The 24,194-nt window shown below is 67.7% G+C and carries 26 protein-coding genes and 1 pseudogene; 17 read left to right on the forward strand and 10 right to left on the reverse strand.

The genetic code is table 11. From position 1 onward, the window contains the following. Positions 1-30: 30 nt before the first annotated feature. Positions 31-951, reverse strand: a complete 921-nt coding sequence (locus tag M2282_RS11715; RefSeq protein WP_280808959.1) for a LysR family transcriptional regulator — start codon at positions 949-951, stop codon at positions 31-33. Positions 952-1,065: 114 nt separating this feature from the next. On the opposite strand from M2282_RS11715, the gene M2282_RS11720 reads away from it, so the two are divergent. The 3 genes from M2282_RS11720 (at position 1,066) to M2282_RS11730 (ending at position 3,633) form a co-directional block, all read left to right on the forward strand. Further along, complete coding sequence (locus M2282_RS11720; RefSeq protein ID WP_280808960.1) at positions 1,066-2,157, forward strand: tartrate dehydrogenase; 1,092 nt, start codon at positions 1,066-1,068, stop codon at positions 2,155-2,157. Positions 2,158-2,229: 72 nt separating this feature from the next. Next, complete coding sequence (locus M2282_RS11725) at positions 2,230-3,240, forward strand: tripartite tricarboxylate transporter substrate binding protein (RefSeq protein WP_280808961.1); 1,011 nt, start codon at positions 2,230-2,232, stop codon at positions 3,238-3,240. Between the two features lie 102 nt (positions 3,241-3,342). Further along, positions 3,343-3,633: a YciI family protein gene (locus tag M2282_RS11730; protein ID WP_280808962.1), complete on the forward strand. Its 291-nt coding sequence runs from the start codon at positions 3,343-3,345 to the stop codon at positions 3,631-3,633. Between the two features lie 114 nt (positions 3,634-3,747). Here the strand turns inward: M2282_RS11730 and M2282_RS11735 are convergent, their stop codons facing one another. Next, positions 3,748-4,812: a pirin family protein gene (locus M2282_RS11735; RefSeq protein ID WP_280808963.1), complete on the reverse strand. Its 1,065-nt coding sequence runs from the start codon at positions 4,810-4,812 to the stop codon at positions 3,748-3,750. Between the two features lie 154 nt (positions 4,813-4,966). After that, on the reverse strand, positions 4,967-5,389 hold the full coding sequence (locus M2282_RS11740; protein ID WP_280808964.1) for a VOC family protein: 423 nt from the start codon (positions 5,387-5,389) through the stop codon (positions 4,967-4,969). A gap of 173 nt (positions 5,390-5,562) precedes the next feature. On the opposite strand from M2282_RS11740, the gene M2282_RS11745 reads away from it, so the two are divergent. Then, on the forward strand, positions 5,563-7,173 hold the full coding sequence (locus M2282_RS11745; RefSeq protein WP_280808965.1) for a CYTH and CHAD domain-containing protein: 1,611 nt from the start codon (positions 5,563-5,565) through the stop codon (positions 7,171-7,173). Here M2282_RS11745 and M2282_RS11750 read toward each other — a convergent pair. From M2282_RS11750 to M2282_RS11760, 3 genes are read right to left on the reverse strand one after another with little or no spacing between them, the layout of a single operon-like run. Further along, positions 7,170-8,006, reverse strand: coding sequence for a DUF6216 family protein (locus tag M2282_RS11750; RefSeq protein WP_280808966.1), 837 nt, complete (start codon positions 8,004-8,006; stop codon positions 7,170-7,172). The genes M2282_RS11745 and M2282_RS11750 overlap by 4 nt on opposite strands. A gap of 15 nt (positions 8,007-8,021) precedes the next feature. After that, a complete protein-coding gene (locus M2282_RS11755; protein ID WP_280808967.1) occupies positions 8,022-8,498 on the reverse strand; it encodes an FKBP-type peptidyl-prolyl cis-trans isomerase in 477 nt (158 codons plus the stop codon). A 37-nt stretch (positions 8,499-8,535) separates the two neighbouring features. Further along, on the reverse strand, positions 8,536-9,465 hold the full coding sequence (locus tag M2282_RS11760) for a LysR family transcriptional regulator (RefSeq protein ID WP_280808968.1): 930 nt from the start codon (positions 9,463-9,465) through the stop codon (positions 8,536-8,538). 84 nt (positions 9,466-9,549) lie between these two features. Between M2282_RS11760 and M2282_RS11765 the strand changes: the two genes are divergently transcribed. From M2282_RS11765 to M2282_RS11825, 13 genes are all read left to right on the forward strand, one after another. After that, entirely contained in the window at positions 9,550-9,936 is a 387-nt protein-coding gene (locus M2282_RS11765; RefSeq protein WP_280808969.1) for a DoxX family protein, read from the forward strand. A gap of 36 nt (positions 9,937-9,972) precedes the next feature. Next, a complete protein-coding gene (locus tag M2282_RS11770; RefSeq protein WP_280808970.1) occupies positions 9,973-10,560 on the forward strand; it encodes an NADPH-dependent FMN reductase in 588 nt (195 codons plus the stop codon). Continuing rightward, positions 10,557-11,417, forward strand: coding sequence for a pirin family protein (locus M2282_RS11775; protein ID WP_280808971.1), 861 nt, complete (start codon positions 10,557-10,559; stop codon positions 11,415-11,417). The genes M2282_RS11770 and M2282_RS11775 overlap by 4 nt, the downstream gene beginning before the upstream one ends. Positions 11,418-11,511: 94 nt before the next feature. After that, positions 11,512-12,717 (forward strand): M20 aminoacylase family protein, encoded by a 1,206-nt coding sequence (locus M2282_RS11780; protein WP_280808972.1) that lies wholly within the window; start codon positions 11,512-11,514, stop codon positions 12,715-12,717. Positions 12,718-12,755: 38 nt separating this feature from the next. Beyond that, on the forward strand, positions 12,756-13,730 hold the full coding sequence (locus M2282_RS11785) for a tripartite tricarboxylate transporter substrate-binding protein (protein WP_280808973.1): 975 nt from the start codon (positions 12,756-12,758) through the stop codon (positions 13,728-13,730). Between the two features lie 172 nt (positions 13,731-13,902). Then, complete coding sequence (locus tag M2282_RS11790; protein WP_280808974.1) at positions 13,903-14,817, forward strand: dihydrodipicolinate synthase family protein; 915 nt, start codon at positions 13,903-13,905, stop codon at positions 14,815-14,817. A gap of 39 nt (positions 14,818-14,856) precedes the next feature. Further along, positions 14,857-15,999 carry a branched-chain amino acid ABC transporter substrate-binding protein gene (locus M2282_RS11795; RefSeq protein ID WP_280808975.1) on the forward strand — a complete coding sequence of 381 codons (1,143 nt, stop codon included), beginning with the start codon at positions 14,857-14,859 and terminating at the stop codon, positions 15,997-15,999. A gap of 11 nt (positions 16,000-16,010) precedes the next feature. Continuing rightward, the gene (locus M2282_RS11800) at positions 16,011-16,946 is read left to right on the forward strand and encodes a 4-hydroxyproline epimerase (protein ID WP_280808976.1); all 936 of its coding nucleotides are present in this window, start codon (positions 16,011-16,013) and stop codon (positions 16,944-16,946) included. 8 nt (positions 16,947-16,954) lie between these two features. Beyond that, the gene (locus M2282_RS11805) at positions 16,955-18,058 is read left to right on the forward strand and encodes an NAD(P)/FAD-dependent oxidoreductase (RefSeq protein ID WP_280808977.1); all 1,104 of its coding nucleotides are present in this window, start codon (positions 16,955-16,957) and stop codon (positions 18,056-18,058) included. Between the two features lie 73 nt (positions 18,059-18,131). Further along, entirely contained in the window at positions 18,132-18,380 is a 249-nt protein-coding gene (locus M2282_RS11810; protein ID WP_280808978.1) for a (2Fe-2S)-binding protein, read from the forward strand. Next, positions 18,377-19,645, forward strand: coding sequence for an FAD/NAD(P)-binding oxidoreductase (locus M2282_RS11815; RefSeq protein WP_280808979.1), 1,269 nt, complete (start codon positions 18,377-18,379; stop codon positions 19,643-19,645). The genes M2282_RS11810 and M2282_RS11815 overlap by 4 nt, the downstream gene beginning before the upstream one ends. Positions 19,646-19,665: 20 nt before the next feature. Next, positions 19,666-20,334 carry a GntR family transcriptional regulator gene (locus M2282_RS11820; protein WP_280808980.1) on the forward strand — a complete coding sequence of 223 codons (669 nt, stop codon included), beginning with the start codon at positions 19,666-19,668 and terminating at the stop codon, positions 20,332-20,334. Positions 20,335-20,405: 71 nt separating this feature from the next. Continuing rightward, positions 20,406-21,338 carry a fatty acid desaturase family protein gene (locus M2282_RS11825; protein ID WP_280808981.1) on the forward strand — a complete coding sequence of 311 codons (933 nt, stop codon included), beginning with the start codon at positions 20,406-20,408 and terminating at the stop codon, positions 21,336-21,338. A 124-nt stretch (positions 21,339-21,462) separates the two neighbouring features. On the opposite strand, the pseudogene M2282_RS11830 reads toward M2282_RS11825, so the two are convergent. From M2282_RS11830 to M2282_RS11845, 4 genes and pseudogenes are all read right to left on the reverse strand, one after another. Beyond that, positions 21,463-22,497: pseudogene (locus M2282_RS11830) on the reverse strand (acyltransferase family protein); the annotation flags it as partial. 35 nt (positions 22,498-22,532) lie between these two features. Continuing rightward, entirely contained in the window at positions 22,533-23,567 is a 1,035-nt protein-coding gene (locus tag M2282_RS11835) for a MerR family transcriptional regulator (RefSeq protein ID WP_280808982.1), read from the reverse strand. A 17-nt stretch (positions 23,568-23,584) separates the two neighbouring features. Beyond that, positions 23,585-23,905, reverse strand: a complete 321-nt coding sequence (locus M2282_RS11840) for a hypothetical protein (RefSeq protein ID WP_280808983.1) — start codon at positions 23,903-23,905, stop codon at positions 23,585-23,587. Positions 23,906-23,998: 93 nt separating this feature from the next. Continuing rightward, complete coding sequence (locus tag M2282_RS11845; protein ID WP_280808984.1) at positions 23,999-24,169, reverse strand: hypothetical protein; 171 nt, start codon at positions 24,167-24,169, stop codon at positions 23,999-24,001. Positions 24,170-24,194 lie beyond the last annotated feature (25 nt).

Raw genomic sequence — 24,194 nt, forward strand, 5'->3', positions numbered from 1 at the left:
ATTCGGGTCGCGGCGGTCTCTCTGCAGATGTCACCGGATGCTGCCGTTTTCAAGCGCGGCCGCCATGAAGTCAACGAAAGCTCTCACGCGCGCCGACAGCTGATGACGTTGGGGGTACACCGCGTAGATGTCGGCATCGGGCGTGCGGTAGTTGGCCAGCACCTGCACCAGCCGGCCGCTGCGCAGGTACCGCGCGATGTCCCACTCGGCGCGCATCAGGATGCCGTGGCCGTCGAGCGCCCAGTTGACCGCGATCTCGCCGTCGTTGGTGCTGAGCGCGCCGCGCGTCTTGATAGCCTCGGTGTGCTGCGCGGCGCCGCGGCCCGAGCTCAGGCGCCACACGCCATAAGCCTCGTCGCCCTGGCGGATGCCGATGCAGCGGTGGCGCGTGAGGTCGTTGGGCACCTTGGGATGGCCGGCGCGCGCAAGGTACGCGGGCGAGGCGCACAACAGGCGCCGGTTCGACGCGATGCGCCGCGCGATCACGCGCGATTCGGGCGGCGCGCCGAAGCGGATGCAGACGTCGAAGGCATCGTCGGTAAGCGGTGGCGGATTCACCGACAACTGCAGCTGAACCTCGACTTCCGGATGCTTGCGCGCGAACTTCGAGATCAGCGCCGCGACGTGGCTGCGCCCGAAGCCCAGCGTCGCGTTCACGCGCAACAGGCCGCGCGGCTCGGCCTTCGCCTCGCCCAGCAGCTGCGCCATGTCGTCGATCGCGCCGAGGATGCCGCGCGCATGTTCCACATAGAGCTCGCCCTCGGGCGTGAGGCTCATGCGCCGCGTGGTGCGGTTCACCAGCGTGACGCCGATGCGCGCCTCCATCTGCGCGAGCCGCTTGCTCACGGCCGGCGTGCTGATGCCCAGTTCGCGTGCCGCAGCGCTCAGGCTGCCGCAGGCCGCAAGGGTCGAGAAGAAGCCGAGTTCGGCCGGTTGGATCGGAGAAACCATGGGCGATCCGATTGTTGATCTGAGGTTAAGGATGGATTCACTTCGGGCGTGAATCGTTCGGCGCTTCGAATCCTACAGTGGCGGCTTCCAGAAGCATTCCATTGAAAGACGACGATGAGCAGCTACACCATTGCCACCATTCCCGGCGACGGCATCGGCAAGGAAGTGATCCCGGCCGGACGCGAAGTGATGGAGGCGCTGGCCGCGGCCTCCGGCGGCGCGTTGCACTTCGCCTTCGAAGACTTCGGCTGGGGCGGCGACTGGTACCGCGCGCACGGCGAGATGATGCCGGCCGACGGCCTCGAGGCCCTCCGCGGAAAGGACGCCATCCTCTTCGGCTCCGCGGGCGATCCGCACATTCCCGACCACATCACGCTCTGGGGCCTGCGCCTGAAGATCTGCCAGGGTTTCGACCAGTACGCCAACGTGCGGCCCACGCGCATCCTGCCGGGCATCGACGGTCCGCTCAAGCGCTGTGCGCCGGGGCAGCTCGATTGGGTGATCGTGCGCGAGAACTCCGAGGGCGAATACGCCGGCGTCGGCGGCCGCGTGCACCAGGGCCATCCGATCGAAGCCGCGACCGACGTGAGCATGATGACCCGCGCGGGCGTCGAACGCATCATGCGGTTCGCCTTCAAGCTGGCCCGCTCGCGGCCGCGCAAGCTGCTCACCGTGGTCACCAAGAGCAACGCGCAGCGCCACGCGATGGTGATGTGGGACGAGATCGCGCTGCAGATCTCCAAGGAATTTCCCGACGTGACCTGGGACAAGGAACTGGTCGACGCCTGCACCGCACGCATGGTCAACCGGCCCGCCTCGCTCGACACCATCGTCGCAACCAACCTGCACGCCGACATCCTCAGCGACCTCGCCGCCGCGCTCGCCGGCAGCCTGGGCATCGCGCCCACCGGCAACATCGATCCGGAGCGCCGCTACCCGTCGATGTTCGAACCCATCCACGGTTCGGCCTTCGACATCATGGGCAAGGGGCTGGCCAACCCGGTCGGCACCTTCTGGTCGGTCGTGATGCTGCTCGAGCACCTCGGCGAAGCGGAGGCGGCGCGCCGGGTGATGGAGGCGGTCGAGCACGTGACCGCCAACGCTTCGCTGCACACGCGCGACCTCGGCGGCAGCGCGACCACCGAGCAGGTGACGCGCGCCGTGTGCGAACACATCGCCGGCGCGCGGCAACGCCTCGCGGCCTGATTCCTTCACCGCAGTCACAGCGCGCCTCGATGCGCGCGGACATCACGACCACAACGAGCCGGAGACAAGACCATGACAGCTTTCACTTTCAACAAGCGTGCGCGTCGCCGTCGCACGATGCTTCAGGCTGGCGCGATGGCGCTCGGCCTCGGCGTCGCCGCACTGGCCTTCGCGCAACCGGCCGCATGGCCCACGCGGCCGATCAGCCTCGTCGTGCCGTTCCCGGCCGGTGGCACCACCGACGTGCTGGCACGTGCGCTGGCCGACAAGCTCTCGCAGTCGCTCGGCCAGCCGGTGGTGGTGGAGAGCAAGCCCGGCGCCGGTGCCACGCTCGGCGCCGACTACGTCGCGAAGGCCAAACCCGATGGCTACACGCTGCTGATGGGTGCGGTGCACCACACCATCGCCACCAGCGTCTACAAGAAGCTGCCCTACGACTTCCAGAAAGACCTGGCGCCCATCACCGTCGTGGCGATGGTGCCCAACGTGCTCGTCATCAACCCGGCCCACACGCCCGCGAAGAACGTGGCCGAGCTGATCGCGCTCGCCAAGGCCACGCCCGACAAGCTGGCCTACGGCTCGAACGGCAACGGCACCGCGCAGCACCTGATCGGCACGCAGTTCCAGGCCAGCACCGGCACCACGCTGCTGCACGTGCCCTACAAGGGCAGCGGACCGCTCACCACCGACCTGCTTGGCGGGCAGGTGGCGATGTCCTTCGACACCATCACGCCGGTGCTGCAGCACATCAAGGGCGGCAAGCTGCGGGCGCTGGCCGTGACCACGGCGCGCCGCTCGTCGGTGTTGCCCGACGTGCCCACGCTGGAGGAGGCGGGCCTCAAGGGCTTCGATATCGGCACCTGGTTCGGCGTGCTCGCGCCGGCCGCGACGCCCAAGGACATCGTGGCGCGGCTCAACGCCGAGATGGTCAAGATCATCAAGTCGCCCGACTTCGCCCTGCGCATGCAGGCCATCGGCGCGGAGCCCCTGGGCGGCTCGCAGGAAGACATGGCGCGGCAGATCCGGGAGGAAACCGCCAGATTCGCGAAGTTGGTGAAGGAAGGCGGCGTCGCCATCGAATAGGGCGAGGTCGCGCCGTTACGCGCGCGCACACACTGGTGCGCTGGGTACCCTGCCGAGGCCATAGGATCGGAGCTTCCGTATTCACAGCGATCCTCCTGCCTCATGTTCATCGTTACCCTCACCTACATCCGCCCTCTCGAAGAAGTCGATGCGCTGATGGATCCGCACATGGTGTGGCTCAAGAAGCACTACGAGAGCGGCCTGTTCGTGGCCTCGGGCCGGCAGGTGCCGCGCACGGGAGGGGTGATCCTGACGCGCTCGGGCGACCGCGCGGCGCTGGAAGCGGTGCTGGCGCGCGACCCGTTCGTGCAGGGCGGCGTGGCGCGCGTGGACATCACGGAATTCGTGCCCAGCATGACCGCGCCCAGCATCGAGGCACTCAAGACGTTCTGATCGGCTCGCCCCCAGGCTGCGCGCACTTCGTGTCGCTTCTCCAACCCCCTGCCGGGGGCAACACCTGAGGCCCGGCAAAGCCGGTTCCTCGGTGTTTCGCGAAAAGACCCGCTCTTATTTCGCTGCCGGCATTTCTTCGCGCCCACCCGGATGCCGCGCAAAGCGCGCGGCATGAGCGGCGTGCACCGGTGCCGAATCGCCCCAGGGCCAGCCGCCGAACTGCGTGCGCCGGTAGTCGGCCATGGTCTGGCTGATCTCGGCCTGCGTGTTCATCACGAAGGGGCCGTATTGGGCCACCGGCTCGGCGATCGGGCGGCCCTGCAGCACGAGGAACTCGCTCTCTTCGTCGCCGTTGACCAGCTCGACGGCCGCGTCCGCGCGCAGTTCGACCGCGGCCGGCCCTTCGATGCGCTCGCCGCCGATCTGCGCGGCCGCGCCCTTGAAGAAATAGAGCATCCGCCGCGTGCCTTCGCCCGTGGCGGGCGGCAGCGTCCACTGCGCGCCTGGCGTCATCTTGATCGTCCAGATCGCCACGTCGGCGTCGTCCTCTGCGGCCCACGAAGCGGGCGGCGGCGCGAGCGGCTGGATCGGGTCCTGCCCGTTGGCGGTATCGCCGAGCCGGCCCGCGATGACGGCCACCTCGGTGCGGCCGCCCTTCGCGTCGTCCGAAGCGAAGCGCGGAATCGCGTCCGACCAGAACATCGTGAAGTGCGGCTCGGCCATCTTGTTCTTCGCCGGCAGGTTGAGCCAGATCTGGAACAGCTCCAGCGGATTGGGCGCGCCCGCGTCCAGCAGCGGGAACATCTCGGAGTGCACGATGCCCTTGCCGGCCGTGAGCCACTGCACGTCGCCGCCGCCGAAGCGCGCGGTGGCGCCCAGCGAATCGGAATGGTCGACCAGGCCCTTGCGCACGATGGTCACCGTCTCGAAGCCGCGGTGCGGGTGCGAGGGAAAGCCCGGCACCGTGTCGCCGTGGTACATGCTCCAGCCGTCCTTGCGGCTGAAGTCCTGGCCGATCTGGCGGCCGGCCAGCGAGGCCTCGGGGCCCATGCGGCCGTTGGCCTTGGGGTAGGCGTCGTCGTGATAGACGCAAAAGAGGAACGGGTCGATCGTCTGCCAGGGGAAGCCGAGCGGGTTGACCTGGACGATGGGGCTCTTGCTGTCGTTGTTGTCGGACATGCCGATATTCCTTTCCATGGGGGGCTCGGCCGATGATGCCGTGCCAGTGGAAGGAATATCGGGGCGCCGTCGCCTTCCCGTAGGGGGCTTTGGCGCAACAGTGAAGAGCGCGTATGGAACGATGGGCATCGCTCTTGCCTTCAGCGCCGCGGCATCAGGGGTTCTGGTGCGTCACTTCGGCGTTCGGGTCCATGTACATCAGCTCCCAGAGGTGGCCGTCGATGTCCTGGAAACCGTGGCCGTACATGAAGCCGTAGTCCTGCGGCTCGCGCGGCACCGTCCCGCCCGCGGCGACGGCCTTGGCGACCATCGCGTCGACCTCGGCGCGGCTCTCGCACGAGAGGCACAGCAGCACCTCGGTGCTCGTGCCGGTGTCGGTGATGCTCTTGCTCGTGAAGGTCTTGAAGAAGTCCTCGACCAGCAGCATCGCGTGGATGCTGCCTTCCTGGATGACCATGCATGCGGCATTGGCGTCGGTGAACTTCTCGTTGAAGGTGTAGCCCAGCGCGGCGAAGAACGCCTTGGTCTTCTCGAGGTTCTTGACGGGGAGGTTCACGAAGATCTGCTTGTTGGCCATGGTGTCTTTCTGTGTCGGTGAAGGAGGTGAATCGGATGTTTGCCGGCATCTTGTGTACGCCGTCCACAAAAGATAACAAAGAAAATGGACGGCGTCCACATTATTTTGCGAACCATGTCTGATCGCCTTTCAGGACCGGGTTATTGCGCAGGGCTGAAAAAAGGCGGGGCATCATGGCCGCCATGGAAATCGAGTTCAAGTTTCAGATCCCCGGCGACCGGCTGAAGGCCGTCGAGGCCGCATTGCGGCGCGGCACCGTGGTGCGCACCCGCCTGCAGGCCCGCTATTTCGACACCGCCGACCAGGCGCTCGCCGGCCAGGGCATCGTGCTGCGTCTGCGCAAGGAGGGACGGCGCTGGGTGCAGACCGTCAAGGCGACGGGCGACAACGCGCTGCACCGGCTGGAGCACAACGTCGATCTCGGCGCCACGGGCGGCGCATCGCCAGCCATCGACCCGCAACGCCACCAGGGCACGCCCGTGGGCGACCGGCTCGCGAAGGTGCTGGCCGCGAGCGGCGCGCCGCTGGTCGAGCGGCAGTCCACCGACATCGTGCGGCTCACGCGCGATGTGCGTGTCACGGGGGCCGGCGGCGCGGTCGTGGAGATGGCGCTCGATGTCGGCAAGGTCGTGGCTTACGCGGGCACGCCCGACGAATGCGAATCGCCCGTGTGCGAGCTGGAACTCGAACTCAAGCGCGGCGAGGTGCAGGGGCTCGTGTCGCTTGCGCGCCGGTGGTCGCAGCAGCACGGGCTGTGGTTCAGCACCGTGTCCAAGGCCGAGCGCGGCGCGCGGCTGCTGGCGAAGGTCGAAGTCGTGCCGGCCGTGAAGGCCGAAACGCCGCGCTTTCCCGAAGGCCAGGACAAGCTCGACGGCCGCGCGATTCAGCAAGCCGTGGTCGCGTCGTGCCTCGCGCAGATGCTGCCCAACGCCAGCGAGATCGCAGCGGGCAGCACCGACGAAGAACAGATCCATCAACTGCGCATCGGCCTCCGGCGCCTGCGCACCGCGCTGCGGGAACTGGCGGGGCTCGATGCGAGTCCCGGTCCTTTCGACGCGGCCGGATGGGAGCCGCCGCTGATCGAGGCCTTCCGCGCGCTCGGCGAGCTGCGCGACCGCGAACAGGTGGTGAAGCTGGCGCAGCCGCAACTGCGTGAAGCCGGCGCGCCGGTGTTCGATCCGCTGGCGGGCGATGACGACGCGACGGCCGATGTGCGGTCGCCCGGCGATGTGGTGCGTGCGCCGGCGTTCCAGTCGGCGCTGGTTTCGCTGATCGGATTCACCGCGGCGACGCCCGCAGCGCCCGCGCCGAAGTCCGATGCCGAAGACGCCGCCGCAACCCCGTCCGCCCCGGCGCCGATGATGAATGCCGGCGACGCCCGCCGCACCCTGCGCAAGCGCCTGCAGCATCTGCACAAGCAGGCTGTGCGCGACGGAAAGCGCTTCGAATCCCTGCCCACCGAAGACCAGCACCGCGTGCGCAAGCGGCTCAAGCGCCTGCGCTACCTCGCCGAGTTCGTCGCGCCGCTGTTCGATGCGGAGGGGAAGTCGTCGTCAGCCGCCGAGCGCTACCTGAAGCACCTGCGCCCCGCGCAGGACGCACTGGGCGAGTTCAACGACGAAGCCGTCGCGCTCGCGCTCTACCGCGAAGCCACGGCGCGCGATGGGCGCGCGTGGTTTGCAGTGGGATGGTTCAGTGCGCGGCATGCGGTCCATGCGAAGGCATGCCGCAAGACGCTGGGCGGGATCGAAGAGGCGCCGCGGTTCTGGAAGAAGGGCAGCTAGCTGCTCAGATCCAAGCTCAATTGAGATCCGGGGAGCGATGGATCGATGCGGCGCTTTGCCAGGTTGTGAGCGGCGAATCCGGCGGCCCATGCAAACAGGCCGAGCCATGAGAACCACAGGGCGAAAGCGATCAGCAGTATCAGCGACCAGCGTTGATCACTCAGCGTCTTCTTCATGAATTCAGGCGCGGTCGCCGATTTCAGGACATCGCAAAGAATGCCGACTTCCTGTTCGCTGAACGTCGTTCGAGAGGCGTTCGCGCTGACAGTTTGCGAGCAGTGCGTGATGTCAAGCGCCGCTGCTCTGAGCGGCCAGAGTGGCTTTACCTCCGTCGGACTGGCCCAGAAGTACCGCTCCGTGCTTTTGAGCGAAAGAAGCGACTGAGAGGAGAAGACACCTATCACGCTGAGGCAGCCGATCAGCACGGAAGTGAAAAAACCGAAAAGTCTCCAACCCTGCGAAAAACGGGACGGCAGCTTGTGAACCTTGACCTGGCGAAGCGCCGTATCGAAGAGTTCGCCACACACGCTCAGCGTGCGCATCTGCACCCCGTTCCGCTTCGTCCATTCGATCAGCTGATGCGCTTCCTCCAGGCTGGCAACAGGGACGCCTGCAAACATGCGGAAGGAAATCAGGCTTGTTTGTTCGTCAACGAACGCGCGAACCTGCGGGTCTGAAATTTCCTGCTTCCCGTGGACCAGCTGCCACAGGCGGCTGATCAGTACATGCCTCGACTCCGTTCTCAACACCACCCAGAGGAAGGCCACCCCGATAAGCACCGGGGCGACGACGCCGAAAACGCTGGAGATGTTGGAGGCGTTCGGGAAATCCATGACCTGGGCTGCAGGTCAGTGATGGTGCCCGTGCGCACCATGCACATGCCGGTGCTCGATCTCCACCGGCAGCGCCGCGCGAACGTCCGTCACCTGGAGGCTGAACTTCAGCGCCTTGCCGGCCCAGGGATGGTTGCCGTCGAGCAGCACGACTGGGCCCTTGATCTTGGTCACGGTGAAGACGTGCTCGGTGCCGTCGTCGAGCCGGCCCTGGAGCTGTCCGCCCACCTTCACGCCCGGCGGAAATTCGGTCTTGGGGATGGTGCGCACCAGCGCCTCGTCGCGCTGGCCGAAGGCGTCTTCTGGGGAGAGGTTCAGCACGGTCTGAAAACCCTTTTCCTTGCCGTCGAGCGCTTCCTCGATCTTGGGCAGCGTGTTCTCGTAGCCGCCATGCAGGTAGGCCATCGGCTCGGGGCTGGCTTCGATCAGCTTGCCCTGGGCGTCGGAGACTTTGTACTTGATGGTGACGACGGTGTCTTTTTCGATTTTCATCGGGGCATTTTCTGTGGAAATCGATTCACCGTCGAAGCTAGGCTTTCCCCGCCCGAAACGCATCCGGCAGCGTCTCGACCGCACTCAGTTTCTCCAACACCATCCCGATGAACGCCGAAACCGCCAGCGGCAGGTGCTTCCGGCTCGGATACAGCACGCTCAACCCGTGCCCCGTGCGCTGGTACTGCGGCAGCACCGGCACCAGCCGCCCCGCCTCCACATCCAGCCGCCCCATCGACGGCGGCAGCAGTGCGATGCCCAGGCCAGCAATCGCAGCCTTGCGCAGTGCCTGCGCCGTATTTCCGCTGAAGCGCCCGCTGACCTGCACTTCCTCATCCACCCCCTCCGGCCCGGTCACCCGCCATGTCGCCCGCCCGCTGGGGTGCGCCGCCGTCACGCAGTCGTGATCCGCCAAGTCCTGCAGCGTCGCCGGCGCTCCGCGCGCGGCGATGTACGCGGGGCTCGCCACCATCCCGTCCGTGCGCGGCCCCAACAACTTGCGGCCGACGTAGCCTGAATCCGGCAGGTCCCCGCCGCGGAACGCCACGTCGATCTGATCGCCGATCAGGTCGGCCTTCGCATCGCTCAGCACGAAGTCGACGCGCACCAGCGGATTCGCCGCCAGAAAGTCCGCCACCCACGCCATCGGAAAGAAATCGAAGAAATCCGCCGTCGCCGCCACACGCACCAGCCCGCTCGGTTCCTGGCTGCCGGTGATCAGCGCCTGTCCGGCCTCGACCAGCCCGTCCACCGACCCCGCGCAGCGTTCGTGAAAGGCCTGGCCGGCGCTCGTGAGGGTCAGCTTGCGGGTCGAGCGCTGCATCAGCCGCGTGCCCAGTTGCGCCTCCAGCTCCTGGATGCGCCGGCTCACCGTGTTGGGCGGCAGGCCGAGCCGGCGGCCGGCTTCGGCAAAGCTGCCGTGGCGCACCACCTGCACGAACATGGCGATGTGATTGAGGTCGAGCATGGGGTTATTCCTTCGATTCGTGGACGAGTGCAATCCGACTCTACCGTCTAGTCGATCAATGGGTGCGACCCTAACCTTGTGCCCATGACTACTTCATCCTCTCTTTCTCCCCTCCAGCGCCGCATCGTCTGGGGCGTTCGCATCCTCCTGGCGCTGGCTTTCGGCGCGGCCGGCGCCGCCAAGCTGGCCGGCGTGCCGCAAATGGTCCAGGTGTTCGATGCCATCGGCTTCGGGCAGTGGTTCCGCTATGTGACCGGCGTGGTCGAGGTTGGCGGCGCGCTGCTGCTGCTCGTGCCGGCCACAGGCTTCTTAGGCGCCCTGCTGCTGGCCGTGACCATGGCTTGCGGCGCGGCCACCCACCTCGTGCTGATCGGCGGCAACCCCGTGCCGGCGATCGTTCTCATGCTGCTCTCGGCCTTCGTGGCGTGGCGGCTGCGGCCCATGTCGCGGCTGTCTGCGGCGACGGCCTGATCCCTCTTCTCCACCCCATTCAGGAGCAAGTACCCCATGACCTCACAGCAAAAGCCGCTCATCGGCATCGTCATCGGCTCGACCCGCGAAGGCCGCTTCGGCGAGAAGCCCGCGCAGTGGATCCACGAGCTCGCGAAGCAGCGCACCGACCTCGCCTTCGAGCTGGTCGACCTGCGCGACCATCCGCTGCCCTTCTTCAACGAAGCCGGTGCGCCCGCCTGGGGTCCGGTGAAGAACGAAGCCGCGCAGCGCTGGCAGGCCAAGCTGGCCACTTTCGACGGCCTCGTCATCGTCACGCCCGAATACAACCACGGCCCGAGCGCGGTACTGAAGAACGCGATCGACTGGGCCTACAAGGAGTTCATCCGCAAGCCGATCGGCTTCGTGGGCTACGGCGGCGTGGGCGCGGCGCGCGCGGTGGAGCAGCTGCGACTGGTCGCGGTCGAGATGCAGATGGCGCCGGTGCGCAACGCCGTGCACATCGGCATGGTCGAGTTCCTGGGCATCTGGCAGCAGGGCAAGACCTTCGATGACTTCCCGCACCTCGCGCAGGCGGCCAACGGCATGCTGGACGACCTCGCGTGGTGGACCAAAGCGCTGAAGACAGCAAGGGAGGCCGCATGACCACCGCAGTTGAAGTCGCGACGAAGGCCCGCGCCATCGTCTACCGCACGCGCGGCTCGCAACAGGGGCCGATCACGCGCCTCATGAGCCCGGGCGACCTGGGCGAGTTCCTGAAACCCTTCGTGTTCCTGGACCTGTTCAAGCTCGACACCGATGGCGGCCACAAGGGCTTCGGCATGCATCCGCACTCGGGCATCGCCACGCTGACCTGGCTGATCGAAGGCGACACGCTGTATGAAGACTCGACCGGCGAGCAGGGCGTGCTGCACGGCGGTGGCGTCGAGTGGATGCGCGCCGGCAACGGCGTGTGGCACACGGGCGGACCCGTGCCGGGCGTCAAGCGCATGCGCGGGTTCCAGCTCTGGGTGGCCCTGCCGGCTTCGGAAGAAAACGCGCCAGCGCAAAGCACCTACTTCACGCCCTCGCAGGTGCCGCAGGAGGGCCCGGCCCGCGTGCTGCTCGGGCGCCATGGCGCGGCGCAGAGCGCCATCCCGGCGCCAGCCTCGATGAACTATCTGGCCGTGCAACTGAAGGACGGCGAGCACTGGCGCTACACGCCGCCTGCCGGCCACACGGTCGGCTGGGTCGCGGTCGATGGCGGCGGGCTCGACGCGGGCGACAGCACCGGCGGCCCCATCGCTGCCGGCGAACTCGCGGTGTTCGAGGAGTCCGGCGAGGCCATCGATTTCACGGCCCGTGGCGACACGTCGTTCGTGCTCGGCTCGGCGGTGAAGCATCCGCACGACCTGGTGATGGGCCACTACTCGGTGCACACGAGCCGCACGACGCTGGAGCAGGGCGAGGCCGAGATCCGGCGCATCGGCGCCAAGCTGCGGCAGGAAGGCCGGCTGGGCTGATCCTCCGGTCACCCGGAGCAAACCAGCGTGCGCCCGGCGGGCGGCTGCGCCAGAATCGTTCGCTTCGAACGACTCCCTGCAGCCCCCACCCGCCATGAACATCGTTGACGCCTTCGCCAGCAACGCCGCCCGCTTCGTCGACATCCGACGCGACATCCACGCCCATCCCGAACTGGGCTTCGAAGAACACCGCACCTCCGAGAAGGTCGCCAACCTGCTCACCGAATGGGGCATCGAGGTGCACCGCGGCATTGCGGGCACCGGCCTGGTCGGTGTGCTGCGCAAGGGCACCGGCAAGCGCACTATCGGCCTGCGCGCCGACATGGACGCACTCCCGCTCCACGAGGCCAACGACTTCGCCCACAAGTCCACCAACCCCGGCCGCATGCACGCCTGCGGCCACGACGGCCACACGACGATGCTGCTGGCCGCCGCCTGGCACCTGTCGCAGCAGGGGCCCGGTGATTTCGACGGCACCGTGCATTTCATCTTCCAGCCCGCCGAGGAGATGGGCAAGGCCGGCGCCAAGAAGATGATCGACGAGGGCCTCTTCGAGCGCTTTCCGTGCGACGCGGTCTTCGGGCTGCACAACTTTCCGGTCGGCGACGTGGGCCGCTTCGCGCTCAACGAAGGCGCGCTGATGGCGTCGAGCAATACATACAAGATCACCGTGCACGGGCGCGGCACGCACGCCTCGATGCCGCACACCGGCATCGATCCGGTGGCCGCGGTGGTCACGCTCGCGCAGCAGCTGCAGACCATCGTGGCGCGCACCATTCCGAGCACCGAGCGCGCGCTGCTGGCGGTCACGCAGCTGCAGGGATCGGATGCGCCGAACGTGATTCCCGATGTGGCGACGGTCGGCGGCACGATCCGCACCTTCTCCATCGAGGCCATCGACAAGATCGAGGCGCGGCTGCGCGAAGTGGCGGCGGGCGTGGCGGCGGCGCATGGCTGCACGGCCGAGGTGTACTTCAACCGCTCCTCGCCGCCGACGGTGAACCATCCGGCCGAGGCGCGGTTTGCCGCCGGCGTGATGCGCGAGGTGGTGGGCGACGACATGGTCACCGACGACTTCCCCGCCGTGATGGGCGCCGAGGACTTCGCGCACATGCTGCTCGCGCGGCCCGGCTGCTATGCGTTCCTGGGCAATGGCGACGGCGACCACCGGCTCGATGGCCACGGGCCCGGCCCTTGCATCATTCACAACACCTCGTTCGATTTCAACGACGAGATCATCCCGATCGGTGCCAGCTACTTCGTGAAGCTGGTGCAGCGCTGGCTGCCGTCGGGCACCTGAGTTTTCTTTCCCTGTCGATGACGAAAGCGGCCACCCCGATGACTTCCACCCTGTTCACCCGCCGTTCGCTGGCTGCAGCTGCCGCCGCCATGGCCCTCTGCAGCTTCGGCGCTGCCCATGCACAGCAGCGCGTGATCCACATCATCGTGCCCTTCGGCACCGGCGCTGTGCAGGACACGGTGGCGCGCGCCTTCAACAACGAGTTGGGCGCGGCGCTCAACGGCAGCGCCATCGTGGAGAACCGAGCGGGCGCGGGCGGCACCGTGGGCGCGGCCATCGTGGCGCGCGCGCCGGCCGACGGCAACACGCTGGTGCTGGCGGCCGCGAGCCACAACATCGCGGGCTTTCTCTACAACAAGCTGACCTACGACCCGCTGAAGGATTTCGTCGGCGTGGCGAACGTGGGCAACGCGGGCTACGTGCTGGCGGTGGCGAGCGGCATGAACGTGTCGACCACGGCCGACTTCATCAAGGAGGTCAAGGCCAACCCGGGCAAGTACAACTACGCCTCGGCAGGCAACGGCAGCGCCACGCACCTGGCGATGGCGTCGTTCCTCGCGAAGGCCGGCCTGCAGATGACGCACATCCCGACCAAGTCGACCGGCGAAGCCGTCAACGAAGTGCTCGCGGGCCGGGTGCAGGCCGTCATCTCCTCGAGCATCGGCGTGATGGGCTTCCAGGACGATGCGCGCATGAAGCTGCTCGCCTCCACCGGACAGACGCGCAGCCCCTTCCTGCCGAAGCTGCCGACCGTGGCCGAGAGCGGCCTGCCAGGTTACGCCTTCGATTCGTGGATCGGGCTGCTGGCGCCGGCCGGCACACCGAAGGCGGAGGTCGAGCGCATCAATGCCGCGGCCAACAAGGTGCTGGCCGACCCGGCGATCCAGGAGCGCTTCAAGCGCCTGGGCGTGGAGCCGCGCAGCCAGAGTGCCGAAGAGTTCCAGAAGCTGTTGCGCGCGGATTGGGATGCGATGGGGGCGGTGGTGAAGGCGTCGGGCGCGAAGATCGACTGACCCTCGGCGGGGCCGGCGCCGGAACGCCGGTCTGTCGCACCGGTATTCCTTTCGATGGCAGGGCAAACACCGATGAAACAAGCGGGTCAATTCATCGCAGGTATCTTGACGATATATCCTTAATATATTTAAAGTGCGGATCTTTCCCACCGTCATTCCCTAGGAGCAACCCGTGAGCAATCCCCGCTGGCAAGGCATCTTCCCCGCCATCACCACCAAGTTCCACGCCGACGAAAGCATCGATGCCGAGGGCACTGCGCGCCACATCGATTTCCAGATCCGCAACGGCATCCACGGCTTGGTCACCTGCGGCTCGCTCGGCGAAGCCAGCACGCTGACGCTGGAAGAAAAACTCCAGGTCGCCAAAATCGCCCTCGAAGCCGCCGACGGCCGCATCCCGGTGCTGGCCAACGTGTCGGAGACCAGCACCCGCGAGGCGCTGCGCTACGTGGACGGCGCCAACAAGCTCGGCGTGGCCGGCTTCATGGTGATGCCTTCGGTGATCTACGTGGCCGACGCGCGCGAGGCGATGCTCAACGTGCGCACCATCGCCAACGCAGCGCTGAAACCCATCATGGTCTACAACAACCCGGTGGCCTACCGCGTGGACTTGAAGCCCGAGCACATGGTCGAGCTGGCCGATTGCGAATGGATCGCCGCGATCAAGGAGAGCACCGATAACATCCGCCGCATCACCGACCTGCGCAACACGGTGGGCGACCGCTACCAGCTGTTCCTGGGCGTGGACGACCTCGCCTACGAAGGCCTGGCGCTCGGCTGCGACGGCCTGCTGGCGGGCGTGGGCTGCGCCTTCCCGCGCGAGACCGTGGCGCTCTATGACCTGATGAAGGCCGGCAAGTTCGCCGAAGCGCTGAAGCTCTACCAGTGGATGACGCCGATGCTGCACCTGGACGTGTCGACCAAGCTTGTGCAGAACCTCAAGCTCATCGACCTGCTGGTCGGCGTGGGCACCGAGCACATGCGCCGCCCACGTCTGCCGCTCATCGGCGAGGAGCGCGCCTTCATCGAGAACATCGTGAAGAAGGCGCTTGCCACGCGGCCGGCGCAGTACCAGTCGGTTGTGTAATAACCGCCCTTTTTTCATTGTCCCAACCTAGGAAGAAGCATGAAGACAAAAGCAAGCATGGTTCCATTCATCGGCGGCGTCGGGCTCGTGGCACTCGCCATCGCAGGCCAGGCCAGTGCGCAGGAGCAGGTCGTCAAGATCGGCCACAGCGGTCCCCTTTCGGGTCCCAACGCGTTCGCGGGCAAGGACAATGAAAACGGCGTGCGCCTGGCCATCGAGGAGCTCAACGCCAAGAAGCTCAGCGTCGGCGGCAAGACGCTGAAGTTCGAGCTGGTCTCCGAAGACGACCAGTGCGACGCCAAGACCGGCGTGAGCGTGGCGCAGAAGTTCGTGGACGACGGCGTCAAGTTCGTCATGGGCCCGTACTGCTCGGGCGTGGCCATTCCAGCCTCGCGCGTCTACAGCGACGGCGGCACCATGGTCTCGACCGTGGGCACCAACCCGAAGGTCACGCAAGGCGGCTACAAGAACCTCTACCGCATCATCGCGAGCGACAACCAGATCGGCTCCAGCATGGCCGTGTACGCAGCCAAGGAACTGAAGGTGAAGAAGGTCGGCGTGATCGACGACCGCACCGCCTTCGGCCAGGGCCTCGCGGAAGAGTTCACCAAGGAAGCGCTGAAGCAGGGCCTCACCGTGGTCGGCAAGGAATTCACCACCGACAAGGCCGTGGACTTCACCGCCATCCTCACCAACATGAAGGCCAAGGCGCCCGAGGCGATCTTCTTCGGCGGCTATGCACCGCAAGCCGCGCCGATGGCACGGCAGATGAAGCAGCTGGCCGTGCCCGGCAAGCTGCTGGGCGGCGACACCGTCTGCAGCCCCGCCACCGGCAAGCTCGGCGGCGATGCGGTCAACGACCTGGTGTACTGCGCGCAGGGCGGCTCCATCCTCGAGAAGGCGCAGAGCGGCCCCGCGTTCAAGGAGAAGTTCAAGAAGCGCTTCAACGCCGATGCCGATGCCTACGCCGCCTCGTACTACGACCAGGTGCTGTTCATCGGCGAATCGATGAAGAAGGCCAACTCGATCGACCCCGACAAGGTGGGCGCACAGCTCTACAAGGACACCTACAAGGGCGTGGCTGCGACCTATTCGTATGACGACAAGGGCAACATGAAACAGGCGCCGATCACGGTGTTCACCTTCAAGAACGCGGCCCCCGTCCCTATCGCCAGCTACTGAACGGACAGCCCATGCAACGCATCCAGATCGTCGACTCGCACACGGGCGGCGAGCCCACGCGCCTTGTGATCGGCGGGTTCCCCGACCTGGGTGGCGGCAGCATGGCCGAACGCCGTGCACTGCTGGCCGATCAGCACGACAAATGGCGCGCGGCCACCGTGCTCGAGCCGCGCGGCAGCGACGTGGTGGTCGGCGCGCTGCTGTGCGAGCCGGTGTCGCCCGACGCCGCCGCGGGCGTGATCTTCTTCAACAACGCCGGATACCTGGGCATGTGCGGCCACGGCACCATCGGGCTGGTTGCGAGCCTGGCGCACATGGGGCGCATCGGCGTGGGCGAGCACCGCATCGAGACGCCCGTGGGCACGGTCACGACGACGCTGCATGCCGACGGCGCGGTGAGCGTGCGCAACGTGCCGGCGTACCGGCACCTGCACCAGGTGGCGGTCGAGCTGCCGGGTCATGGCACCGTGCGCGGTGACGTGGCGTACGGCGGCAACTGGTTCTTCCTGGTGAGCGAACACGGCCAGCGCGTGGCGAGCGACAACCTTGCCGCGCTGACCGACTACACGGCCGCCTTGCGTAAGGCGCTCGCAGCACAGGGCATCACGGGCGCGGACGGGGCGGAGATCGATCACATCGAGCTCTTCGCGAATGACGATGAGGGTGCGGACAGCCGCAACTTCGTGCTCTGCCCCGGCAACGCCTACGACCGCTCGCCCTGCGGCACCGGAACCAGCGCAAAGATCGCCTGCCTCGCTGCCGACGGCAAGCTCGCGCCGGGCGAGACGTGGACGCAGGCCAGCGTGATCGGCAGCCGCTTCGAAGCCAGCTACGCGATGGATGGCGACAAGGTCATCCCGACCCTGCGCGGGCGCGCGCACATCAGCGCAGAAGCCACGCTGCTGGTCGACGACAACGATCCGTTCGGATGGGGCATCCGGCTCTAGCAACCGGCATGGACGCAGACGTCATCGTCATCGGCGCCGGCATCGTCGGTGCCGCCTGCGCGCATGCGCTGGCCCAGGCCGGCTGCAAGGTGCTGGTGCTCGATGCACGCATTGGCGGTGCCACCGGCGCCGGCATGGGCCACCTCGTGGTGATGGACGACAACCCGGCCGAGCTCGCCTTGAGCCGCGATTCGACGGCGCGATGGCGCGCCCTCGCGCCGCACATGTCCGAAGACTGCGCCTACAGCGCTTGCGGCACGCTCTGGATCGCCGCGAACGAAGAAGAAATGGCGGAGGCCGAACGCAAGCAGCAAAGGCTGCGCGCGGACGGCATCGACAGCCGCCTGCTCGACGCAGCCGCGTTGGCACGCGCAGAGCCCGCGTTGCGCACAGGCCTCGCGGGTGCGCTCGAAGTGCCGGGCGACGGCATCCTCTATGCACCGAACGCCGCACGCTGGCTGCTCGCACAAGGCGGCGATGCAATCCGCATCGAGCACGCGAAGGTAGAGGCGATCGAAGACGACGGCACGCTGCGCCTCGCAGACGGCACTCGCCGCACCGCACCGCAGATCGTGCTGGCCAACGGCATCGAGGCGACGACGCTTTGCCCCGAGCTCCCCATTCGCCCGAAGAAGGGCCACCTGCTGATCACCGACCGCTACCCGGGCACGGTGCATCACCAGCTCGTCGAGCTCGGCTACGTGACCAGCGCGCACCACAGCGACGGCGATTCGGTGGCGTTCAACGTGCAACCGCGTCCGACGGGGCAATTGCTGATCGGCTCCTCGCGCCAGTTCGACACCACCGACCCCGCAGTCGAAGCGCCGATGCTCGCGCGCATGCTGCAGCGCACCCTGGACTACCTGCCGGGGCTCGCGAACCTCAATGCGGTGCGCTCGTGGACCGGCATGCGCGCCGCTTCGCCCGATGGCCTGCCGTTGCTGGGCAAGCACCCGTGGCGCGAGAAGCTCTGGCTCGCCGTCGGCCACGAAGGCCTGGGCGTGACCACCGCGCCGGGCAGCGCGCATCTGCTCGCGGCGCTGATGACCGGCACCGAACCTGAATTCGATGCGGCGCCTTATGCGCCGCGTGGCCTGCTGGAGTTGGCATGAGCGCCGCGCCGGGCCGCCCCAAGCAAGCTCGCTCCCGCCTGGCGGGAAGGCGCGCAGCGCCAAGGGTGCCCCAATGAGCAGTCACACCTTGCTGCACATCGACGGCAACCTCGTGCGCGTGAAGGCGGGCAGCTCGGTCGCCGCCGCATTGCACGTGGCCGGCGGTATGGGCGTTGCGCGCATCTCCGTCGCGGGCCAGCCGCGTGCGCCGTTCTGCGGCATGGGCGTGTGCCAGGAATGCCGCGTGTTGATCGACGGTCGGCGCAGGCTCGCCTGCCAGACAGTCTGCGGCGAAGGCATGCGCGTGGAGACCTCGGAATGACCGCGCTCGAACACTGCGATGTGCTGATCGTCGGCGCGGGCCCTGCCGGCATGGCGGCGGCAGTCGCTGCCGCGCCGAGCGGCGCGTCCATCGTCGTGATCGACGACAACCCCATGCCCGGCGGGCAGATCTGGCGCGACGGCCCCGGCGCATCGCTGCCCGCGACTGCGCGCAAATGGCGCGATGCGCTCGCGCGCCACGCCAACATCCGCGTCTGCAGCGGCACGCGCGTGATCGCCGCGCCCGCGCCCAACGAACTGCTGCTCGAAGACGCCGAACGCGGCTGGCGCATGCGGTGGAAGAAGCTGATCCTTTGCACGGGCGCGCGCGAGCTGCTGCTGCCCTTTCCGGGCTGGACACTGCCCGGCGTGACGGGCGCGGGCGGCCTGCAGGCCCTCATCAAGGCCGGCCTGCCCGTCGAAGGCGAGCGCATCGTGATCGCGGGCAGCGGCCCGCTGTTGCTCGCCGCTGCTTCGACTGCACGCGCGGCGGGCGCGAAGGTCGTGCGCATCGCGGAGCAGGCCACGCTCATCGCCGTCGCGGGCTTTGCCGCGAACCTCTGGCGCTGGCCGGGCAAGGCCGCGCAGTCGGTGACGTTGGCCGATCCGCAGTACCGCACCTCGTCGCGCATCGTGTCGGTGCAAGGCGATATGCAGGTCGAATCGGTCCGGCTTCTTCAAGGCGGCCGCGAAGTGGAAATCGCCTGCGACCGCGTAGCTTGCGGCTTCGGCCTCACGCCCAACGTGCAGCTCGGGCGCCTGCTCGGCTGCGCCCTCGCGGCCGAAGGTGCGCAGGCACTGGCCGTCGACGCGCGGCAGCTCACCAGCTTGCCCGACATCTACGCCGCCGGCGAATGCACCGGCTTCGGCGGCAGCGAACGCGCGCTCGCGCAAGGTTCCATCGCCGGCTACGCCGCCGTCGGCAACGAGCGCGCCGCGAAACAACATGAAAGCGAGCGCGCGCGCTGGGATGCCTTCGCCGCGCAACTGCATCGCAGCTTCGCACTGGCCCCGGAGATCCGGCAGATGCCCCAGCCCGACACCCTCGTGTGCCGCTGCGAAGACGTGCCCTTCTCCGCGCTCGCGAATTGCACCGGCTGGACCGACGCCAAGCTCCACCGCCGCTGCGGCATGGGCGCCTGCCAGGGCCGCGTGTGCGGCGATGCGGCGCAGTTTCTCTTCGGCTGGACGCCGCCCGCGCCGCGGCCGCCGCTGTCGCCGGTGCGCATCGCGACGCTGGCCGGCGGGGGTGAGACCCGACAATGAGGCCGCATCCCAAGACCACCATGGCCCCCCCGAAGACCACTCCCCGCCCCCCGCCCAAGCGCCGCGCCGCCGACGTGGCCTACGACGCCATCGAGACGCTGCTGTCCACCATGCAGCTGCAGCCCGGCAGCCAGATCGTCGAGGCCGACCTCGCCGAGCGCACCGGCCTGGGCCGCACGCCGGTGCGCGAGGCGCTGATGCGCATGGTGTCGATCGGCCTCATCGTGCAGCAGCCGCGCCGCGGTTTGCTGGTGTCGGCCATCGACCTGGCCGACCACCTCGACGTGATCCAGACCCGGCGCGTGCTCGAACGCGTGATCGCAGCCTGCTCGGCGCGCCGAGCCACCGCGCTGCAGCGCAAGGAGATCGTGCGCTGCGCCGAGGAAATGGTCGAGGCCGCGGGCCGCGGCGACCTCACCGACTACATGCGCGCCGACCACGCGCTCGACCTCGTCAACCACCAGGCGAGCCACAACGATTCGGCGGTGAAGGCTGTGATTCCGCCGATCGTGCAGTGCCGACGCTTCTGGTACGCGTACCAGCACGAGGGCGAGATCGTCGAAGGCGCGAACGCGCACCTCGAACTCGCGCAGGGCATCGCGACGGGCGACGAAGCCGCGGCGGTCGCAGGTGCCGAACGCCTCATGGATTACCTCGAGCTTTTCGCGCGCAAGATCATCGACAAATAGGTCGAAGGACTGCATCCCCACATCGGGGAACTACGCGTGATTTGCCGCGGACCCCAGCGCATACTGGGCCGATGGCAGCCGCACCCCGCGCCCAACCCGAAGACTTCTTCACGCCCGAAGAGTGGCAGTCGCTCACCAGCCGTTCGTCATGGAAGGGCCTGTGGCTGGTGGCGCATTGCTGGGGCGTGATCGGCGCCGCGATGCTCGCGGGCATCGTGTGGCCGTGGACCATTCCGCTCATGGTGCCCATCGTCGGCGCGCGGCAGCTGGGGCTCTTCATCCTCATGCACGACGCGGCGCATGCGGGCCTGCACCGCAATCGCAAGGTCAACGACTTGGTGGGCCACTGGCTGTGCTCGTCCACGCTGCGCGACTACCGGCCGTACCACCTGCAGCACCACCGTTTCGTGCAGCAGACCGAAGACCCGGACCTCGTGCTGTCGGCGCCCTTCCCGATCACGCGCGAATCGATGTGGCGCAAGGTCGTGCGCGACCTGAGCGGGCAGACCTTCTACAAGCAGCGCTTCGGGCACATCGCCGAGGGCATCCGCCGGCGTGCGCCGGGTGAATCGGTGCTGAAGGTGCTCGGCCGCGAGATCGCGAAAGACAAGCGCTTCCTCATCGGCAACGGCCTCGGCCTGCTGGCCTTTGCGTTGGCCGGTTACTGGTGGGCGTGGGTGCTGATGTGGCTGCTGCCGATGGCGACCTGGCTGCCGCTCGTGAGCCGCGTGCGCAACATCGCCGAGCATGCGCTGGTCGCGCAGAACGAGGCCGACCCGCTGCGCCAGGCGCGCACCACGCATGCCAACCTGATCGAGCGCATCTTCATCGCGCCCTACTGGGTCAACTACCACTGCGAACACCACATGTTCACCAACCTGCCCTGCTGGGCGCTGCCGAAGGCGCACCGCCTGCTGCTGCGCCGGGGCATCGCCGATCGGATGGAAGTGCAGCCTGGCTACCTCCACCTGCTGAGGCAGGCGACTGCTGCTGCGTCCGCGTGACTCGCCGGCCGTTCAGCAACGTGCCGATGGGCGTATAGCGCACCAGCAGCTGATAGCTCGCAAGCGCCACGAGCGAGGTGGCTGCGATGTTGAGCCCCATCTTCGCGATCGCGCCGAAGGGCGCGTTGAACAGCAGGATGCCGAAGCCGATGGTGCCCAGCATGTGCACCAGGTACACCCAGTACGAGCTTTGCGAGAGGTACGCCAGCACCGCGTTCTGCCGCGGCAGGTAGCGCACGAAACCGCCGATCAGCGCCAGGCTCCAGAGCCACGAGGTCGCGTTGTAGGCGAAGGCGATCCAGAACTCGGGGTGCGGCAGGCGGTGCGGGCCGGGATTGTGCAGCGCGCCCAGCAGCACGATCGTCGCGATGAAAAAGGCCAACCCCGCAAGCGCGTGGCCCTTGCAGCGTGCGGCGAAGCGCGAGAGCAAGCGATCCTGATCGCGATGCAGGTACCAGCCGAACACGAAGAACAGGCCGCGCTGCACCCACTCGGAGAACGGCGGCAGGAACGAGCCGCTTTCCATCACCATGCCGGAAGGATGAAAAGCGCCCGTCACCGCCAGCGGCAGCGCGAGCACCACGAAGCCCCAGCGGCGTTCTGCCAGCACCGCAAAGCCGCGGGCGACGGCATCGCGCAGCCGCATCGGCACGAAGCGCTGCAGCCGCACGCCGGCCCACGCCAGCACGCTGAACCAGAACAGCTGGTAGAGGAACCACAGGTGCATCGTGTTGAAGGGCGAGCCGCCGGGCTGCCGCGCGGGCGTGAGCGCGGTATCGATGCCCGGCACGCCGCGCACGGTCAGGTGGATGTAGACCATCGCCAGCACCGTGGTCAGCACGAAAAGCGGCGGCCAGAACACTGCGAAGGGCAGCGCGAGCCGCAGGCTGCGGTTCTTCAGCATGCCGCCCCCGCCGCGCCGCTCGACCAGTAGCGCGACGAAGAAGCCGGCCAACACGAAAAACACCGGCATCCGGAAGCTGTGGATGAAGAGCAGCAGCAGGTCGGCCGCCGGCGAGGTCTTCGGGTCGCGCCAGGGCAGCGGCGAGTCGACGGTGAGGTGGTTGATGGCCACATGCAGCACGATGCCGAGCCACATCATCAGGGCGCGGAGGTTGTCGAGCGCGTGGAGCCGTTGGGGGGTGTGGGCGTTGTTCATGGGGGCCGACTGTTGGGCCTCACGCAACGTCAGGGTCAAGCGGTGGCGGGGCCCGGCTTCGGATTTTTTTGCTGAAGCACGGCGATGGCCTGCAGCAGGTAGTCGCGCACCGCGGGGCCGACCACGGCGGCGGCCTGCAGCACCGGCTCCGTGGCCATGGCCTTCATCAGCCGCGCGGCCAATGCCGGGTCGTGGTCGGTGAAGGCATCGAAAAGCCGCACCCAGGCGAGCGCGATGGCCTGCACCGCCTCATCTTCGGGCGGCACGTTGCGGGCCTGAAGCGCGGCGAGCTCTTCGCCCAGGCGGCGCCATTCGTCTTCGGGTGGCTTGCCCAGGCGCGCGAAGTCTTCGGTGTCCAGGTGGCGCAGCAGCGCGGCCATGCGCACGCCGATGGCTTCGCCGATGTAGTCGATCAGTTCGGCCGGCGGCCCGTCGTCGCGCCGCGCCACCGGCTCGCGGCGGTACATCTCGCCCCAGCGCGTGACGAGGTCGTAGTTGCCGTCCATCCACTGGCCCATGAGGTTCATCCAGCGGAAGGCGGGCGGTTGCACCTCGAGCGCATCGGAAGGCACGCCGCGCGCCATCAGCGCGGCCACCTCGGCGACGAGCGGTGGCCATTGGTCGGCCACGGCGTTCCAGTTGGCCATGAGCGACTTGATTTCGGCGGGGCTGAAGTACCGGCCGTAGGCGGTCATCTGCTCGAGCGTGGCGAGCCAGTCTTTCATGTCGGGCTGGGCGCCTTCGGCGAGGCGCTCTTCGAGCAGGGCGAGCCGCTCGCGCAGGACCGAGGCCTCTGCGATCTGCTGGTCGAGCGACGCGATCTGGCGCTGGATGATCGTGGGCAACGCTCCGCTTTCGGCACCGAGCAGCCCGCCGATTTCCGCCAGCGGCAGGCCCAGCAGCCGCAGCGCCTGGATGGCGTGCAGCCGGCCGATGTCGGCGGCGTTGTAGAGCCGGTAGCCGGCGTCCGAGCGGGCCGAGGGAGCGAGCAGCCCGATGGCGTCGTAGTGGTGCAGCGTGCGCACCGTGAGGCCGGTGTGTTTGGCGAGTTCGCCGACTTTGAGCAGCACCGTGCGCCCCCCCTGCTTCAGTCGTCGGCAGGCGCCGGCTCGGGGCCTTGCCAGCCCAGCAGCTCGGCCAGCCGCTGCACGATCCATTCGGCCTCGGCGGCCGACACGCCGGATTCCGGCGTCGCCAGCCCCGCGTGGATGCGCCGCAGGATCTCGCTCTCGACCGGCACCTCGGTGTGGTGCTGGATCTGCGCATGGTTCACGAGGTGGCTGGCCAGGTCCTCGCAGATCTCGTAGCGCTCGCGCACCACGCCGATCGGTTCGCGAAGGCGCTGGCGCGCATCGCTGTAGACCGCGAAGAACGAGGGCGGGATGAAGATCTGGTTGTCGTCGGACATGGCAGCTTTGTTCGCGGCTTTATAGCTGGCCCAATGACAAAACGCGCCCTGAGGCGCGTTCGTCGTGGCTCCAGGGAGCCATCGGTGGCGGGATCAGCCGCCCTTCTTGGCGCGCTTGCCAGGGTTCTTCTTGCTGCGCGTTGCGGTGCCGCGTTCCAGGCTGACCTTCTGGCCACCGCCGGTCCTGGGCAGAGCGTAGCCGGGCAGCGGCGTCGGCTTCGGGGTGGCAACGCGTTCGGCTTCGGTACGGAATGTCTTGGGCATGAAAAGCTCGGGTAAAAGTAATGTT

Origin of the sequence: Variovorax boronicumulans (genome assembly GCF_029892485.1) — a bacterium.
GTDB lineage: Bacteria > Pseudomonadota > Gammaproteobacteria > Burkholderiales > Burkholderiaceae_C > Variovorax > Variovorax boronicumulans_B.

Coding starts and splice junctions, on each gene's coding strand:
- M2282_RS11745 (WP_280808965.1), top strand. CDS start 5,563: ATGGCCGCCATGGAAATCGAGTTCAAGTTTCAGATCCCCGGCGACCGG.
- M2282_RS11765 (WP_280808969.1), top strand. CDS start 9,550: ATGACTACTTCATCCTCTCTTTCTCCCCTCCAGCGCCGCATCGTCTGG.
- M2282_RS11725 (WP_280808961.1), top strand. CDS start 2,230: ATGACAGCTTTCACTTTCAACAAGCGTGCGCGTCGCCGTCGCACGATG.
- M2282_RS11770 (WP_280808970.1), top strand. CDS start 9,973: ATGACCTCACAGCAAAAGCCGCTCATCGGCATCGTCATCGGCTCGACC.
- M2282_RS11780 (WP_280808972.1), top strand. CDS start 11,512: ATGAACATCGTTGACGCCTTCGCCAGCAACGCCGCCCGCTTCGTCGAC.
- M2282_RS11820 (WP_280808980.1), top strand. CDS start 19,666: ATGGCCCCCCCGAAGACCACTCCCCGCCCCCCGCCCAAGCGCCGCGCC.
- M2282_RS11730 (WP_280808962.1), top strand. CDS start 3,343: ATGTTCATCGTTACCCTCACCTACATCCGCCCTCTCGAAGAAGTCGAT.
- M2282_RS11810 (WP_280808978.1), top strand. CDS start 18,132: ATGAGCAGTCACACCTTGCTGCACATCGACGGCAACCTCGTGCGCGTG.
- M2282_RS11760 (WP_280808968.1), bottom strand. CDS start 9,465: ATGCTCGACCTCAATCACATCGCCATGTTCGTGCAGGTGGTGCGCCAC.
- M2282_RS11825 (WP_280808981.1), top strand. CDS start 20,406: ATGGCAGCCGCACCCCGCGCCCAACCCGAAGACTTCTTCACGCCCGAA.
- M2282_RS11815 (WP_280808979.1), top strand. CDS start 18,377: ATGACCGCGCTCGAACACTGCGATGTGCTGATCGTCGGCGCGGGCCCT.
- M2282_RS11840 (WP_280808983.1), bottom strand. CDS start 23,905: ATGTCCGACGACAACCAGATCTTCATCCCGCCCTCGTTCTTCGCGGTC.
- M2282_RS11740 (WP_280808964.1), bottom strand. CDS start 5,389: ATGGCCAACAAGCAGATCTTCGTGAACCTCCCCGTCAAGAACCTCGAG.
- M2282_RS11795 (WP_280808975.1), top strand. CDS start 14,857: ATGAAGACAAAAGCAAGCATGGTTCCATTCATCGGCGGCGTCGGGCTC.
- M2282_RS11750 (WP_280808966.1), bottom strand. CDS start 8,006: ATGGATTTCCCGAACGCCTCCAACATCTCCAGCGTTTTCGGCGTCGTC.
- M2282_RS11720 (WP_280808960.1), top strand. CDS start 1,066: ATGAGCAGCTACACCATTGCCACCATTCCCGGCGACGGCATCGGCAAG.
- M2282_RS11775 (WP_280808971.1), top strand. CDS start 10,557: ATGACCACCGCAGTTGAAGTCGCGACGAAGGCCCGCGCCATCGTCTAC.
- M2282_RS11800 (WP_280808976.1), top strand. CDS start 16,011: ATGCAACGCATCCAGATCGTCGACTCGCACACGGGCGGCGAGCCCACG.
- M2282_RS11785 (WP_280808973.1), top strand. CDS start 12,756: ATGACTTCCACCCTGTTCACCCGCCGTTCGCTGGCTGCAGCTGCCGCC.
- M2282_RS11845 (WP_280808984.1), bottom strand. CDS start 24,169: ATGCCCAAGACATTCCGTACCGAAGCCGAACGCGTTGCCACCCCGAAG.
- M2282_RS11805 (WP_280808977.1), top strand. CDS start 16,955: ATGGACGCAGACGTCATCGTCATCGGCGCCGGCATCGTCGGTGCCGCC.
- M2282_RS11715 (WP_280808959.1), bottom strand. CDS start 951: ATGGTTTCTCCGATCCAACCGGCCGAACTCGGCTTCTTCTCGACCCTT.
- M2282_RS11755 (WP_280808967.1), bottom strand. CDS start 8,498: ATGAAAATCGAAAAAGACACCGTCGTCACCATCAAGTACAAAGTCTCC.
- M2282_RS11735 (WP_280808963.1), bottom strand. CDS start 4,812: ATGTCCGACAACAACGACAGCAAGAGCCCCATCGTCCAGGTCAACCCG.